The organism is Streptomyces poriticola (assembly GCF_036689765.1).
GTDB classification, from domain to species: Bacteria; Actinomycetota; Actinomycetes; order Streptomycetales; family Streptomycetaceae; genus Streptomyces; species Streptomyces poriticola.
Genome location: NZ_JBAGKH010000034.1, coordinates 46681 through 62982 on the forward strand (window position 1 = coordinate 46681; position 16302 = coordinate 62982).

The window sequence follows — 16302 nt, forward strand, 5'->3', positions numbered from 1 at the left end:
ACCGCACAGGCGTTCGCAGCGGGCCACGCAGACGCACCTGTCACACCGACGCACCTGGGGGAAGACATGTCCGACGGCCACCAGCACAACGGGCACGAGCACGTGCCGAGCAGGCAGCGCAGGCGCTTCCCGGGGATCTCCTCGCGTGCGTACGAGCATCCGGCAGACCGCAGCGCCCTGGTGGCCCTGCGCAAGCTGAGCGGTTTCGACACGGTGTTCAAGGCGCTGAGCGGGCTGCTGCCCGAGCGCAGTCTCCGGCTGCTGTTCCTGTCGGACTCGGTGCGGGTCTCGGACCGGCAGTTCGCCCACCTGAACGACATGCTGCGAGACGCCTGCTACATCCTGGACCTGGAGAAGGTCCCCCCGATGTACGTCAACCAGGACCCGACGCCGAACGCGATGTGCATCGGCCTGGACGAGCCGATCATCGTGGTCACCACCGGTCTCGTCGAGCTGCTCGACGAGGAGGAGATGCGCGCGGTCGTCGGGCACGAGGTCGGGCACGCGCTGTCCGGGCACGCCGTGTACCGCACCATCCTGCTCTTCCTGACGTCGCTGGCCGTCCGGGTCGCCTGGATCCCGCTGGGCAATGTCGCGATCATGGCGATCGTGACCGCGCTGCGCGAGTGGTTCCGCAAGTCGGAGCTGTCCGCCGACCGGGCCGGGCTGCTGGTGGGCCAGGACCTCCAGTCCTCCATGCGCGGGCTGATGAAGATCGCGGGCGGTAACCACCTGCACGAGATGAACGTGGACGCGTTCCTGGAGCAGGCCGACGAGTACGAGGCCGGGGGCGACCTGCGGGACTCCGTGCTGAAGATCCTCAATGTGCTGCCCCGCTCCCACCCCTTCACCACGGTGCGGGCCGCCGAGCTGAAGAAGTGGGCCGCCTCGCGCGACTACCAGCGGATCATGGACGGTCACTACCCCCGGCGCGAGGAGGACCCGGACACCTCGGTCCGGGACTCGTTCCGCGAGTCCGCCTCCAGTTACGCCACCCATGTGCGCGGTTCCAAGGACCCGCTGATGAAGCTGGTGAACGACATCGCAGGCGGCGCCGGGGACCTCGGGGAGCGGGTGCGGCGCGGCTTCGGCGGGTTCACCGGCACGCAGCCGCGGCCACCGCGCACGGACGGCTCGGACGGCCCGGACGGGACCGCCGGCGGCGGGACTGGTGGGAAGGACGGCCGCTCCCCGCGCGACGGCGACCGCGACGACGACTGAGGAGCCTCCGGGAAAGCCGCCCGCCGGGCGGTGGCCCACGTCAGGACGTCGGCTGCGCGTTCGACGCCAGGGTGCCGCACAGACCGGTGGCGCTGTCCGTGGAGTACGGGTCGGTACCGGCGGGGGCACCGTCCCCGGCGGTCTGCCCGGCGAGCAGCGGACGCAGCTGGGACGCCGAGTCCTCCGTGCAGGACAGCGGCCCGGCCTGGACGTAGGAGAGCACGAGCCGGGCCTGGTGCAGCCGCAGGTTCTCCTGGTCGAAGTGGAAGTGCAGCTCGCGGCGGACGGTGAACAGCGACACCTCGCCCCGGTCGTCGCCGGCGGGTCGCAGCGGATAGACGACGGTGTGGTCGGCGACGACCTGCAGGGTGGCCGAGTCGTTCTCCGTGGCCCGCAGGGATCCCCGCACACGGATGTCGTCGTCGGTGATCTCGGCCCGGGTGCCGTCGAAACGGACCAGCCAGCCGGTGGGCGCGTGCCGGCCGTCGGAGGCGGGCCGGTCGAAGCTCGCGTCGAACTGCTCCAGCTGGTCCGGGTCGAGCAGGACCCGCACCGAGCGGACCGCGTCGCCGCGGAGCACGTCCCGGTCGAGCGCGGAGCGGACGATGTAGTTCCGGGCGGTGGTGAGGGCGTTGGTGACCTGCTCGTCGGAGAAGTGCTCGGTGTCGCTCGCGGCCGGCAGGGGCACCCCCTCCGCCCCCACGCGGAACTGCGCCGCGGGGCTGTTCGCGTACAGCTGCTCGGCGTCGGGGGCACCGGGCACCGGGCCCTGGGGGGCGAGCGGGACGACGGTCATGCGCAGCGGCTCGGCGGGCTGCTCGGCGACGGTGCCGGAGGAGGGGTTGCGCAGACCCATGTAGACCGCGGTGCCGAAGGCCAGGGCGACCAGCAGGACCAGGATCAGCGCCTGCCGGGGCAGGCCGTGGCGCAGTGGCGGTCGGCGGCGCACGGCGGGTGTGTGGTCGCCGATGCGCTCCTGGGCGGAGTACTCCTGGAGCCGGGCAGCCCGGACGAACGATTCGTCGAAGACGACGGACCGGTACTCGTCCTCGCCGCCGCCGGGGGCGCCCTCGGGTACCCCGTCAGGCGGGTCTGAAGGCCCTCCCATACCTTATGGGTGGGTCGGCGAAGGCCCCCGTAAACGCCGCACCCCAGGACCATTTTTGACAGGTACTCACCAAGATCATGGGCCGGGTGGGAGCACCGGAACGGCCGGCTGGGAGTAGTCGGCGGAGGCCGAAGGAGTGGTGGATCCGCCCTGCTCGGGGCCGGTCGAGGCGGGCGGCGGGGCCTGGTCCCGGTCGTGGCCGGAGGCCGCGCCCCGGTAGACCGCGGCGAAGGCCAGCGCGACCATGCCGATCCCCATCACCAGGGCGAGCAGCCAGGCCACCGGGCGGTGCCAGCGGACCTGCCTGCCGTAGGTCCCGGGGGCGCCGTAGGGCCGGTCGAGGGGGTCGGTCCAGTCGTCGGGGTCGTCGAAGCCGGGATCGCCGGACTCGCCGGGTTCGCGGTCGCCGTACCCGTCGTCGTACCGCTCGCCGCGGAAGCGGGCTCTGCGCGCCTCCGCCTCGGCTCTGGCCTCGGCTGCGGCCAGGAGGCGTTCGACTGCGGTCGGCTCGTGCACCGCTGCCGCGCGTACGAAGGCCTCGTCGAAGACCACGGAGGCGAACTCTTCGTCCGACACCCCGCGGTCGTGGTCGTCGTCGGGCTCCCAGCCGTCAGGGAACGGCGTGCCCCCCACGTCCTCCGGCACGGATCCAGAGTAGACCTGGGGGGTCATTTTGGGCAGACGGTATGGAAATCCTGCCGTGGCCGTTCGGGACCGGGCTCAGTGCCGCACGTGCCCGTCGCCGGTGACGATGTACTTGGTGCTGGTCAGCTCGGGCAGGCCCATCGGGCCCCGGGCGTGCAGCTTCTGCGTGGAGATGCCGATCTCGGCGCCGAAGCCGAACTGGCCGCCGTCGGTGAAGCGGGTGGAGGCGTTCACCGCGACCGTGGTGGAGTCGACCAGCTGGGTGAAGCGGCGGGCGGCCTGCTGCGACGTGGTGACGATCGCCTCGGTGTGACCGGAGGTCCACAGCCGGATGTGCTCGACGGCCTTGTCGAGGGAGTCGACGACGGCGGCGGCGATGTCGTACGACAGGTACTCGGTCTCCCAGTCCTCCGGAGTGGCCTCGACGACCGTCGCCCGGGAGTCCTTGGCACAGGCCAGGACCCGCTCGTCGGCATGCACGGTGACCCCGGCCTCGGCGAGGGCGTCCAGGGCGCGGGGCAGGAACTCGGCGGCGATGTCCTGGTGGACCAGCAGGGTCTCGGCGGCGTTGCAGACGCCGACCCGCTGGGCCTTGGAGTTGATCAGGATCTCCACGGCGGTGTCCAGGTCGGCGTGTGCGTCGACGTAGACGTGGCAGTTGCCGGTGCCGGTCTCGATGACCGGGACGGTGGACTCCTGGACCACCGTGTTGATCAGCGAGGCGCCGCCACGCGGGATGAGCACGTCGACCAGACCGCGGGCGCGCATCAGCTCGCGCACGCTGTCGCGGCTCTCGCCGGGCACCAGCTGCACGGCGTCGGCGGGCAGCCCCGCCCCGCCCACGGCGTCCCGGATCACCCGGACGAGGGCGGTGTTCGACCCGTACGCCGAGGACGAGCCGCGCAGCAGCACGGCGTTGCCGGACTTCAGACACAGGGCGGCGGCGTCCACGGTGACGTTGGGCCGGCCCTCGTAGATGATGCCGACCACCCCGAGCGGGACACGCACCTGCCGCAGGTCGATGCCGTTGGGCAGGGTCGAGCCGCGGACCACCTCGCCGACCGGGTCGGGCAGCGCGACGACGTCCCGTACGTCCGAGGCGATGGCCCGCACCCGCTCCGGGGTGAGCGTCAGCCGGTCGATGATCGCCTCCGAGGTGCCGGCCTCGCGGGCCCTGGCCACGTCCTGGGCGTTGGCCTCGACGATCTCGCTCGTCCGGACCTCCAGGGCGTCCGCGACGGCGAGCAGCGCGTCGTCCTTGGCGGCCCGCGGCAGCGGCGCGAGGTCGGCGGCGGCGGCCTTGGCGCGGTATCCGGCCCGGGTGACCGGGGACATCGAGTCGTACGGCGAGAGCGTGGTCATGAGGGAAGGGTAGTGCGCCGCGCGGCGGCCGTCGGCCGTCGTTCCACACCCCGAGACACGCCCCGAGACGCGCTCGACACACCACGAGACACGCCACGAGACACGCCTCGCGACGCGCCACGCTCCGCGCCACGCGCTCGGGACACCCGGGACGCGCCCCGGCACAGCACGGGACACCCGGAATACAGCACGGGGACACCCCGGGTGAATACGGCGCGGGAACACCCCGGCCCCGCCGCGCGTCCCCGGGGCCACACCGCGGCGGCATCAGAACGGGTGGACTCCGACGGGGGTCGCCGGGGCCGGACCGTGGCCCGCGGAGATCCGCTGGTGGTACGTGGCGCGGTCGATGACCTCGAGGCCGACGATCTCCCAGGGCGGCAGGCCGGCGCTGCGGCGGTGCTCGCCCCACAGCCGCAGTGCGACGGCGGCGGCGTCGTGCAGGTCGCGGGCCTCCTCCCAGTAGCGGATCTCCGCGTGGTCGGCGGCGTACCGGCTGGTCAGCAGGAAGGGATGGTCGTGGGCGAGCTGCTCCAGTGCGCGCCGCACCTCGCCCAGCGGAGCCCGTTCGCCGGAGACGCTGAGGGTGACGTGCCAGAGGCGGGGGGTGTCCGCGGGTTCCTCGCCGGTGAAGCGGTCGCCGGCCGCGACACTGGTCAGGGCGCGTTCCTCGCCCGCCGGACGGGAGCCGGGTGCGCCGCGGGAACCGGCACCGCGGGTTCCGGCTCCGCCTCGGGACCCGGAGCCCCCGGCCCCCGCACCGCCCCGGGGCCCGGAGCCGTCGGCGGACGCGCCGCCGCGGGCGGCGGCATCGCGGGAGGCCGCCCTGCCCGGGCGCACTCGTCTCACGACGGCCTCCTTCACACGCGCTCTTCGCCCCGGCGGTACACCGGGCATGTCCCTGGGGCCAAGTTGAGCAGGCCGCACGCCGTCCCGTGGCGGTTTTGCGGAACGTCTACCACCGGTGCGGGGACGTTTCGACCCATTACGGGTGCAGGATCACCAGATCGTCCCTGTGTACGACCTCGCGTTCGTACGCGGGTCCGAGTTCGCGCGCCAGCTCCCGGGTCGAGCGGCCGAGCAGCCGCGGGATCTCCTTGGCGTCGAAGGTGACCAGCCCGCGCGCCACCGCGCGCCCGGTGCGGTCCCGCAGCTCGACCGGATCGCCCGCGCCGAACTCGCCCTCCACGGCGGCGATCCCGGCCGGCAGCAGCGACTTGCGGCCCTCGACCACCGCACGCACCGCGCCGTCGTCGAGCGTCAGCGCACCCTGCGGGGTGGAGGCGTGCTGCAGCCACAGCAGCCGGTCGGCGGATCGCTTGCCGGTGGGGTGGAAGTAGGTGCCGGTGTCCTGCCCGGTCAGCGCGTCGGCGGAGTGCACCGCGCTGGTCAGCACCACGGGAACGCCGGCGGCGGCGGCGATCCGGGCGGCCTCGATCTTGGTGACCATGCCTCCGGTGCCGACGCCGGCCTTGCCCGCGCTGCCGATCTCGACGTCCGCGAGGTCGGCCGGGGTGTGCACCTCGGCGATCCGGGAGGTGCCGGGCCTGGCGGGGTCGCCGTCGTAGACGCCGTCCACGTCGGAGAGCAGCACCAGCAGATCGGCCCGGACCAGGTGGGCGACGAGGGCGGCGAGGCGGTCGTTGTCGCCGAAGCGGATCTCGTCCGTGGCGACGGTGTCGTTCTCGTTGACGATCGGCAGGGCACCCATGGCGAGCAGCTTGTCCAGGGTGCGCGAGGCGTTGCGGTGGTGGGCGCGGCGGCTCATGTCGTCGCTGGTCAGCAGCACCTGGCCGACGCGGACGCCGTAGCGGGCGAAGGAGGCGGTGTAGCGGGCGACGAGCAGACCCTGTCCGACGCTGGCGGCGGCCTGCTGGCGGGCCAGGTCCCGGGGGCGGCGGTGCAGCCCCAGCGGGGCGAGTCCGGCGGCGATGGCGCCGGAGGAGACGAGCACGATCTCGCGCTCTCCTCCGCTGCGGTTCTTGGCCAGTACGTCGACGAGGGCGTCGACCCGGTCGGCGTCCAGCCCGCCGGCCGCCGTCGTCAGCGAGGAGGACCCGACCTTGACGACGATCCTCCGGGCCTCGACCACGGCCTGCCTTGCCCCTGTCACCTGCGTTGTTCCCCTCGTGTCCGTCCGGTCCCCCGGTCGGCAATCTACGCGAAGGAAGCGGCTCGGCGCGCTTCGGTTTCGCTTCCCGGACAGGTGGCCTCCGGAGCACACCGCGGTCCGCTGCCGCCCGCCCGGGACCGCACCCCGGGCTTCCGCCGTCCTCCCCGGGCCACGCCCCGGACCGCCGCCCGTCCGCACCCCGGCCGCGGACGCACCGCAGACACGCCGCAGACGCACCGCAGACACGCCGACAACCTGCCGGGTCGTGCCGGCGCGCGCAGGGCTCATGCAGGGGACGTGTCGTCTTCAGGCCACTATCCGTTAACCCGGACGCACCCTCTGCGACAACCCTGGAGTGACCGCAGTGCCCCTACCCTCCCTTCGCCGACGCCCCCCTTCCTCCCGTCGGCGGCTCGCGGCCCGGCTGCCGCGCCTCGAGACCGCCGTGAAGCTGTCCGTTCTGGGCGTGCTGGGCGCCGCGTACCCGGCGCAGGCCGCCGGCGCACTGCTGCCGCACGTGCCGCTGCTGCTGACGGGGACCGCCGCGTCACTGGCCGCCGAGGCGGTGCTGTACCGCTGGCAGCGCGGCATGGTGTCGGTGTTCGCCAAGTCGCACGCGGACGTGACCGTGCGGCATGTGCTGCGGGATCTGCTGCTGGTGGTGGGACTGCTGCGGATCGGCGAGCAGCACCGCGAGACGGTGTACGCACCGCTGGTCGCCGGACTGCTCGCGCTCTATGCGCTGCACAGCGCGATCCAGGCGGTCTCGGTGCTGGTCCGGCGTACCCGGACGCTCCCGGTGGTGACCCGGAACATCGACGTCTCGGCACTGCGGCTGTCCCCGGCCCCTCCGGTGCTGCTGCGCCGCCCCGGGCACCGGCTGCCGCTCTTCGGGCTGCCGGCGACGGCCGGGCTGCTGGCCACGGCGGCACTTGACGCGCCGGTGTACGGCGCGGCGGGGCTGGCCCTGTCCCTCCTGCTCTCGCTGGCCGGGCTGGCCGCCCTGCTGCTGCGGCTGCTGCCCGGACGGCGGCCGGCGGGCGAGCAGGAGACGCTGGCCTGGTTCGAGGACTGGCTGGCGGAGTACCGGCCGACGGTGGGGCTGTACTTCTCCGGCGGCGCCTCCTCGGCGTACCAGGCGAACATGTGGCTGGAGCCGCTGGCCCGGCTCGGCGGCAGACCGGTGATCGTGCTGCGCGAGCGCTTCATGGTGCAGAAGATCGGGGCGACCGATCTCCCGATCGTGTGCCTGCCCAAGGTGTCGACGCTGATGCGGCTTGAGCACTCCACGCTCCGGGTGCTGCTCCACCCCTCGAACTCCGGCAAGACCTCGCAGGTGCTGCGCATTCCCACGATCAAGCACGCCTTCGTCAACCACGGGGAGAGCGACAAGCTGTCCTCCTGCAACCCGTATGCGAAGGCGTACGACGAGGTGTGGGTGGCCGGTCCGGCGGCGCGCGAGCGGTATGCGCTGGCCGAGGTCGGGGTGGCGGACGGGGAGGTGGTGGAGGTCGGCCGACCGCAACTGCGGGCGGTGGCCCCGTACTCGGGCCCGCCGACAGGGCAGTACACCACCGTCCTGTACGCGCCCACCTGGGAGGGCTGGGACGGCAACCCGGGCAACACGTCGGTGGTCGCTGCCGGGGAGAACCTCGTCCGGGCGCTGCTGGCGGACCCGGGGGTGCGGCTGCTGTACAAGCCGCATCCGCTGACGGGGTCGGTGGACCCGCGGGCCGGGGCGGCCGATCTTCGCATCCGGGAGCTGATCGGGGCGGCGGCCCGGGAGCGGGGCGGACCCCGGCCGGACGCCTCTGCGGCAGCCGAGCTGCAGCGGCGGGCGGCGGAGCTGGACCGGCTCACTGCGTCGGGCTTCAGGGCCGCGGCCGACCAGACGGAGCGGATGCTGCGGCAGCAGGCGCCGCCGCCGGGGCGGGCGGCGCAGGTGGCGCGGGCCACGGCGGCCTGGGAGGAGGCGTACTGGGCGGCCCGGCCGGCCGGGGAGCACCGGGTCGTCTCGGATGCCCGGCCCGCGCTGTACTCCTGCTTCAATCGCGCCGACCTGCTGATCAGTGATGTCTCCAGCGTGATCAGTGACTTCCTGGCGAGCGGCAAGCCCTATGCGGTGGCGAACACCGGCGGGCTGACGGAGCAGGCGTTCCGCGCGGCCTGCCCCACCGTGACGGCGGCGACCGTGCTGACGCCGGACGCGGCCGGGGTGCCGGCGCTGCTGGAGGCGGTGCGGAGGCCGGAGCGGGACGAGTTCGCCGAGGCCCGCGCGGCGCTGGCGCGGCAGCTGCTGGGGCCTGCGGAGCCGCCGTCCCAGGAGCGGTTCGCCGGGGCAGTACGGGCGCTGTCGGCCGCCGCACGGGAACACCGGGCCCGGAGGGAACGCGGCGCGGCGGCGGACGTCCCGGCCCCGCGCCGGCCGATCGCCCCGGCAGCGGAGCCGTCCGGCCGGTCCGGCCCGTCCGGCGCCTGAGGAGGCGGCCGTCCCCGCAGGGCGCGGGTCCGCAGGGGCCGCCGCCAGGACTCCGAGGGCGCCGGCACGGCACCGGCCCGGGGGCCGACGCAGTGCACCGGCCCTGGGCGGCAGGGCCACTGGCAGCCCGGGGCGGGGCCGGGGCAGCAGGCCTCCCGCCGCCCCGGACGGAGGCGCAGCCGCAGAGTCACCCACGGCCCCCGGCGGATCGGGGCGGCAGGGCCCAGCCGGCTCAGCCGTGCCGGTGCCGCCACCCCCGCCAGGCCGAGTCGACCATGTCGTCCAGCCCGTACCTGGCGGTCCAGCCGAGCTCGTCCCGGGCGCGGTCGGCGGAGGCGACGACGCGCGCCGGGTCGCCGGGCCTGCGTGCGGTCACCGCAGGGGCCAGGTCCTGCCGGCCGGTGACTTTGAGGATGCGCTCGACCATCTCCCGGACCGAACTGCCTTCCCCGCGCCCGACGTTGACCGTGAGCGCGGTTCCCCGGGGGGCGTCCTGCAGCCGCCGCGCCGCCGCGAGGTGGGCGGTGGCGATGTCCTCGACATGGATGTAGTCGCGAACGCAGGTGCCGTCGGGGGTGGCGTAGTCGTCGCCGAAGATCCGCGGGGCATCGCCGGCCTCCAGGCGTTCGAACACCATGGGGATGAGATTGAAGACACCGGCGTCCGACAGTTCCGGCGCGGCCGCCCCCGCCACGTTGAAGTAGCGCAGGGAGGCGGCGCGGATGCCGTGCGCCCGGGCGGCGGCGTTGATCAGCCATTCCCCGATCAGCTTGGTCTCGCCGTACGGGCTCATGGGCGCACAGGACGTCTCCTCCGTGACCAGGTCCACGTCCGGCATGCCGTAGACGGCGGCGGACGAGGAGAAGACCAGCCGGTCGACGCCGGTGTCCGTCATGGCCTCCAGCAGGGTCTGCAGCCCGGTCACGTTCTCCCGGTAGTAGTGGAGCGGGCGCTCCACGGACTCCCCCACCTGCTTCTTGGCTGCGATGTGCACCACACCTGTCACAGCCTCGTCACGAATCGTCCGCGCGAGCAGGGCCGGATCCAGCACACTGCCGACCACCAGCGGCACCTCGGCGGGCAGCCGGTCCCGGCTGCCGGTGGACAGGTCGTCGTACACGACCACGCGCTCGCCGCCGTCGGTCATGGCGCGCACCACGTGTGCGCCGATGTACCCGGCTCCGCCCGTGACCAGCCACGTCATCGTTGTGCCTCCCAAGTCGATGTCTCTGTGCGCAGACTTGCCCGCGGATCCCGGAAAATCGAATCGGGCAAAGAGGGCGCATCGCCGGAATGAGCGGCAAATTCGGGCAGTGGCCGGACATAGGGAGTCCCGCTACCTTGCCCACGGAAACTTCACGTGAATCCTTTACGCTGATGCGGCGGCGCGCTCCCGGCCCACCGCGCCCGGAGCCCGCTCCGGCCCACCGCTCGACTCCCGTGGCCCAGTCTCGGAACAGGTTGCAAGGATGCCCAAACTCTCTCTCGTAGTCCCTGTGTACAAGGTGCAGGGCTATCTGCACGAGTGCCTTGACTCCATACTCGGGCAGGACTACACGGACTTCGAGATCGTCGCGGTCGACGACTGCTCACCGGACGGATCAGGGGCCATTCTCGACGACTATGCGGCACGCGACGCCCGCATGCATGTGATTCACCTCACGGAGAACGTGGGTCTGGGCCGTGCACGGAACGCCGGACTGGAGAAAGCCCGGGGCGAGTACGTGCTGTTCCTGGACAGCGACGACACACTGTCCGACGGGGCGCTGGCAGCCATATCCGAGCAGCTGGCAGCTGCCTCCGACCCCGAGATACTCGTCTACGACTACGCCCGCACCTACTGGGACGGCAGCGTCCGTCCCAACCTCCGCGCCGATCTGCTCAGGGACGCGGGGACGCGGTCCTTCTCCCTCGCCGAGCGCCCCGAGCTGCTCGACCTGCTGCAGATCGTCTGGAACAAGGCCTACCGGCGGGACTTCATCACCCGCACCGGGCTCACTTTCCCGCCCGGGTACTACGAGGACGCCCCCTGGACGTACTGCTCGCTGATCAGCGCGGAGCGGATCGCCCTCCTGGACCGCGTGTGCGTGCTGTACCGGCAGCGCCGCGAGGGCGGCAACATCCTCAAGACGGTCAGCCGCAAGCACTTCGACGTCTTCGACCAGTACCGCCGGGTCTTCGACTTCCTCGACGAGCGCCCGGAGCTCGACCAGTGGCGCGGCCCGCTGTTCCGCAAGATGGTCGACCACTATCTGACGGTGCTGGAGCGGCCGGGCCGGCTGCCGCAGAACGCCCGTGCGGAGTTCTTCCACCGTGCCTCCGCCGACTTCCGCGCCCGCCTGCCCAGGAACTTCGCCCGCCCGCCCGGAAACCGGGGCCGGAAGTGGGCGATCCTGGAGCGCGACGTGTACCCGGCCATGGCCGGAGTCACCAGGGGGGTGCGGCTCAGGCAGGCCGCCAGACGGCGGGCCCGTACCGCGGTCAACCGCTCCAAGCGCAGCGCGATGGGGGTCTTCTACCGGTCCCAGCTGAAACTTCCGCTCGACGAGAACCTGGCGGTGTTCTCCGCGTACTGGGGCCGCGGCGTCTCCTGCAACCCCGCGGCCATCGACGCCGAACTGGCCCGGCTCGCCCCGCACATCCGCCGGGTGTGGGCCGTCCGGCCCGACGCGGTGGACCAGGTGCCGGCCGGTGTCGACCATGTGTGCGTGGGTTCGCGGGCGTACTGGGCGGCACTGGCCCGCGCCAAGTACCTGGTGAACAACGTGAACTTCGCCGACGCCGTGGTGAAGCGCCCGGGGCAGATCCATCTGCAGACCCACCACGGCACCCCGCTGAAGACCATGGGCCTGGACCAGCAGAAGTACCCGGCATCCACCCACATGAACTTCGAGAAGATGCTGGAGCGGTGCGACCGCTGGGACTTCAGCATCAGCTCCAACCGGTTCTCCACCGCGGTCTGGGAGCGGGTCTACCCGTGCTCCTACACCACGCTGGAGAGCGGCTACCCGCGCAATGACGTCCTGGTCGACGCCACCGTCGCCGATGTGCGCCGGGCACGTTCCGCGCTCGGACTCGCCGACGGCACCCAGGTGTTCCTGTACATGCCGACCCACCGGGAGTACCAGCCCGACTTCACCCCGAGCCTGGATCCGGCCCGCATGGCCGAGCAACTCGGGCCCGACGTCACCCTGCTGGTCCGCGGCCACTACTTCTACGGCAGCTCCCCGCACATCGCCGAGCTGCGCCGCAGCGGCCGGATCGTGGACGTCTCCGGCCATCCGCGAGTGGAGGAGCTGTACCTCGCCGCCGACGCGCTGATCACCGACTACTCCTCGGCGATGTTCGACTACGCGGTGCTGGACCGGCCGATCGTCATCTACGCCCCGGACTGGGACATCTACTCCGCGGTCCGCGGCACCTACTTCGACCTGCTGGAGCAGCCGCCCGGGGCGGTGGCCCGCTCGCAGTCGGAGCTGCTGAAGCTGCTCGGGTCGGGCGACCACGACACCGAGGACACTGCCGGGCTCCGCGACGCCTTCCGCCGGCGCTTCTGCGAATTCGACGACGGGCACGCAGCCGAACGCGTCGTCCGGCGCGTCTTCCTCGGCGAGGAGACCACGCTGCCCGTCGTCCCGTTCGAGGACCGTCCTATCGCCCCGACCCCCGCCCAGGCGCTCGAACCGGTCGAGCGGGCCTGACCCCGGAAGGAGACCTTCAAAGCCATGGCCCCTCGGCTCAGTGTCATCGTCCCCATCTACAACGTGGAGCAGTACCTGCCCGCGTGCCTGGACTCGCTCGCCGCGCAGACCTTCCGCGACCTCGAAGTGCTGATGGTCGACGACGGCTCGCCGGACGACTCCGCCGTCATCGCCGCCGAGTACGCAGCCCGCGACCCGCGCTTCAGGCTCATCCGCAAGGAGAACGCCGGCCTGGGCGCGGCCCGCAATACCGGCCTGACTCACCTGGCGCCCACGTCCGAGTACGTCGCGTTCGTGGACAGCGATGACATGATCCCGCCGAACGCGTACCGGCTCATGGTGGAGAGTCTCGACGAGAGCGGCTCGGACTTCGTCACAGGCAACGTGCAGCACATCAACAGCACCAAGGTCTGGCAGTCGCCGATGCACCGCATCCTCGCGGGCGGCGCGGTCAAGGGCACGCACGTGTCGCGGAACCGCAAACTGCTGACGGACCGAATCGCCTGCAACAAGGTGTTCCGCCGCTCCTTCTGGGAGAAGCACGGACTCGCCTTCCCCGAGGGAGTGCTGTACGAGGACGTCCCGGTGATGCTGCCCGCGCAGTTCCTCGCCGATTCCATCGACATCATCAGCGAGCCCACCTACTACTGGCGGCTGCGTGAGGGCGAGGCCGCTCCCTCGATCACTCAGCGCCGGACCGAGCCGAAGGCGGTGCGGGACCGCGCGGCGGCCGTCGAGTCCGTGAGCCGGTTCTTCGCCTCTCAGCCCGGTGAGCTGGCCGCCGAACTGAAGCGGGAGTACGACCGCACCGCGCTCACGGGCGACCTGCGCATTTTCATGAGCGTCCTGCCCGACGGCGACCAGGAGTTCCGAGCCGAGTTCCTGCGAGTGATCAACAAGTACCTGGACCAGGTCGACCCGCAGATCGTCATGGACCTGCCTGCGGCCGCCCGCATCAAGTGGCTGCTCGTCCGCAAGCACGCGGTGGACGAGATCGTGGAGATGATCAGAGCGGAGCGACGCGGCGACCAGGTGGAGATCGACGGCTTGATCCGCAAGTACGTCAACTACCCGGGCCTGCGATCGGCCGCGGCCCAGCTGCCGAAGAAGGCCCGGCGCATCGACCCCGACCTGAAGCTGCATGCTCCGCTGCAGGACATCCGCTGGGGTGACAGCGGCAAGCTGCTGCTTTCCGGGCACGCGTGGATCAACCGGATCGACCAGTCCACCAAGCGCAGTGCGGTCAAGATCCTCGTTCTGAAGAAGGACGGTTCCCGCAAGGTCACCGTGCTGCCCCTGCGCAACACGTACGTTCCGGAGGCCACCTCGCTGTCCGGGCAGCGGCACACGAACTACGACTGGTCCGGCTGGGGACTGGAGCTCGACCCCGCCAAGCTGCGCCGCGGAGGCCGCTGGGAGGAGGGCACCTGGCGCGTGGGCATCGGCATCACCACGTCCGGGCTCGTGCGCAAGCGCGCGGTCCAGGTGAAGGGGGCGACGCGGGCCAATCACCCGCCGTACCGCTGGCTGGACGAGGACTTCCGGCTGCTTCCCACTCCCGAGAAGGGCGCACTGCGCCTCGTTGTCCAGCGGGTCCGCGCGCTGATCACGGAACACCGTGCCGCGGGCACCGACATCGAGATCGGCGGCGAGATACGGGAGCCGCTCGCGGAAGGCGAGACCGTTTCGCTGCTCGTCACCAACCGCAAGAGCGGCGAACAGCTGCACTACCCCGTCAGCCTCGGCACCGGCTCCGGCCGGTACACGTCGTTCACCGTCCGCGTACCCATGCTGGACATCGCCCTACTGCGCGAGCACCAGGACGCCGTGAAGGAGGAGAATGCCGCCGGCGGCGCCAACCCGGCGCTCGCCTCGCGGCGCAACTGGAGCACCCAGCTCGTCGCCGTGGCCCCCGACGGGACGGAGCGTCGCTTCTCCACCGTGGTACGCGAGGGCCTCGCCGACCGCCAGGTCCGACTGCCCGCGTCCCTCGCCGAGGGCTCCGACCGCAACGAGATCGCGGTGATCGCGGGATACAACGGCTACCTGAAATTCTCCGGACGGCCCCTCCAGGCCAAGATCACCGAGGTGGTGTGGTCCGGGGACCGCTATGCCGTCCACGGCAGCACTCCCGCCGACATCGAGGGCGCGGTTCTCGTGATCAAGGCCCGTGACCGCTTCGACGAGAAGACGGTGCCGCTGGACACGTCGCCGGACGGCTCGTTCCGCGCCGAGTTCACCCCCGCGTCCATGTCCGGGCCGGACGGATCGCTGCCGCTGAAGAGCGGTCGCTGGAACTTCTTCCTGCGCCCCGCCGACGGCGGCTACGACATCCCGTTCGTCATCGACCGGCTCGCCGTGGACAACTTCCCGGTCCGCGGAACCGCCAAGGACCGCGAGTACGAGTTCGAGGCTCGCTGGCACGACTTCCCGCAGCTGCACTGCCCCTCCGACCTGTCCGTCCTGGAGCGAGGCGCCTATCGCCAGGAACGGCTGCGCAGGGACGTCTACGAGGCGGGCCGGCACAAACCCCTCCGCGACGCCGTGCTGTTCATCAGCTACAACGGCAAGCAGTACTCCGACTCGCCACGTGCCATGCACGAAGAGCTGCTGCGCCGCGGAGCCGACCTGGAGTACCTGTGGCTGGTCCGCGACGGCCAGGTCGACCTGCCCGACACCGCACAGAAGGTGCGTTTCTGGAGCACGGAGTGGTACGAGGCGCTCGCCCGCTCCCGCTACATCGTGACCAACGCCCACCTGCCCCACTGGATGGAGCGCCGCCCCGGCCAGGTGATCGTGCAGACGTGGCACGGCACGATGCTGAAGAAGATCGGCCTGGACATCGAGGCTCCGAAGTTCGACCCGCAATACCACGAGCGGCTGATCCAGGAGGCCCGCAACTGGACCATGCTGGTCTCCTCCAACAGGTTCAGCACACCGATCCTCAAGCGCGCCATGGGATACGACGGAGAGATCGTCGAGACGGGGTACCCGCGCAACGACTACCTCTACTCCTCTGATCTGGAGCAGCGCACCAAGGACATCAAGGAACGCATCGGCCTGCCCACCGACAAGCGCGTCGTGCTGTACGCCCCTACGTGGCGGGACGATCTGTCACACCGCAGGGGCCAGTTCAAGTTCGATCTGCGCCTCGACGTCGAGGACGCTCGCGAGCGGCTCGGCGACGACCACGTTCTGCTGGTCCGTCGGCATTCCAACGTGGTGGACAGCATCCCCGGCGCGGGCAATGGATTCGTCTATGACGTGTCGGAGTATCCCGACATCGCAGATCTCTACCTCATATCGGACGTGATGGTCACGGACTACTCGTCGGTGATGTTCGACTATGCCCATCTGAAGCGGCCGATGCTGTTCTTCACGTACGACCTGGAGCACTACCGGGACAAGCTGCGCGGCTTCTACTTCGACTTCGAGACCGACGCGCCGGGCCCGCTCATCCGGACGTCGGAAGAACTGGTCAGCGCCCTGTGCGACATCGACAAGGTGTCCGCGGAGTACGCGGAGCGCTACCAGCGCTTCCACGAACTGTTCTGCGATCTCGACGACGGCGACGCGGCGGCCCGGGTCGTGGACCGCATGCTCGAACAGGCTCGTGAGGTCTGACTCCACCGGAACGGGCAGCAAGAGGGGTGGGGGGGGGGGGGGGGGGGGG

At 71.5% G+C, this 16302-nt stretch carries 10 protein-coding genes; 4 read left to right on the forward strand and 6 right to left on the reverse strand.

What is annotated here, in order from left to right; genetic code table 11:
- Positions 1 to 66 precede the first annotated feature (66 nt).
- The gene (locus V5O46_RS27865; protein WP_332887475.1) at positions 67 to 1221 is read left to right on the forward strand and encodes a M48 family metallopeptidase; all 1155 of its coding nucleotides are present in this window, start codon (positions 67 to 69) and stop codon (positions 1219 to 1221) included.
- 40 nt (positions 1222 to 1261) lie between these two features.
- Here V5O46_RS27865 and V5O46_RS27870 read toward each other — a convergent pair whose 3' ends face one another.
- From V5O46_RS27870 to proB, 5 genes are all read right to left on the reverse strand, one after another.
- The gene (locus V5O46_RS27870; protein WP_332887476.1) at positions 1262 to 2329 is read right to left on the reverse strand and encodes an SCO2583 family membrane protein; all 1068 of its coding nucleotides are present in this window, start codon (positions 2327 to 2329) and stop codon (positions 1262 to 1264) included.
- A 75-nt stretch (positions 2330 to 2404) separates the two neighbouring features.
- The gene (locus V5O46_RS27875) at positions 2405 to 2974 is read right to left on the reverse strand and encodes an SCO2584 family spore wall biosynthesis protein (protein WP_456300728.1); all 570 of its coding nucleotides are present in this window, start codon (positions 2972 to 2974) and stop codon (positions 2405 to 2407) included.
- Between the two features lie 75 nt (positions 2975 to 3049).
- Complete coding sequence (locus V5O46_RS27880; RefSeq protein ID WP_332887478.1) at positions 3050 to 4336, reverse strand: glutamate-5-semialdehyde dehydrogenase; 1287 nt, start codon at positions 4334 to 4336, stop codon at positions 3050 to 3052.
- Positions 4337 to 4603: 267 nt separating this feature from the next.
- Positions 4604 to 5185, reverse strand: a complete 582-nt coding sequence (locus V5O46_RS27885) for a hypothetical protein (protein WP_408649073.1) — start codon at positions 5183 to 5185, stop codon at positions 4604 to 4606.
- 136 nt (positions 5186 to 5321) lie between these two features.
- Positions 5322 to 6449, reverse strand: coding sequence for a glutamate 5-kinase (gene proB, locus V5O46_RS27890; protein ID WP_332887480.1), 1128 nt, complete (start codon positions 6447 to 6449; stop codon positions 5322 to 5324).
- A 445-nt stretch (positions 6450 to 6894) separates the two neighbouring features.
- Between proB and V5O46_RS27895 the strand changes: the two genes are divergently transcribed.
- Entirely contained in the window at positions 6895 to 8928 is a 2034-nt protein-coding gene (locus tag V5O46_RS27895) for a hypothetical protein (protein ID WP_332887481.1), read from the forward strand.
- Between the two features lie 232 nt (positions 8929 to 9160).
- Here V5O46_RS27895 and galE read toward each other — a convergent pair whose 3' ends face one another.
- On the reverse strand, positions 9161 to 10132 hold the full coding sequence (gene galE, locus V5O46_RS27900) for a UDP-glucose 4-epimerase GalE (RefSeq protein ID WP_332887482.1): 972 nt from the start codon (positions 10130 to 10132) through the stop codon (positions 9161 to 9163).
- Positions 10133 to 10397: 265 nt separating this feature from the next.
- Here galE and V5O46_RS27905 point away from each other — a divergent pair, with 265 nt between their 5' ends.
- Both V5O46_RS27905 and V5O46_RS27910 read left to right on the forward strand, forming a co-directional pair.
- Positions 10398 to 12629, forward strand: coding sequence for a bifunctional glycosyltransferase/CDP-glycerol:glycerophosphate glycerophosphotransferase (locus V5O46_RS27905; RefSeq protein ID WP_332887483.1), 2232 nt, complete (start codon positions 10398 to 10400; stop codon positions 12627 to 12629).
- 24 nt (positions 12630 to 12653) lie between these two features.
- Complete coding sequence (locus tag V5O46_RS27910; RefSeq protein WP_332887484.1) at positions 12654 to 16253, forward strand: bifunctional glycosyltransferase/CDP-glycerol:glycerophosphate glycerophosphotransferase; 3600 nt, start codon at positions 12654 to 12656, stop codon at positions 16251 to 16253.
- The last annotated feature ends 49 nt before the right edge of the window (positions 16254 to 16302 follow it).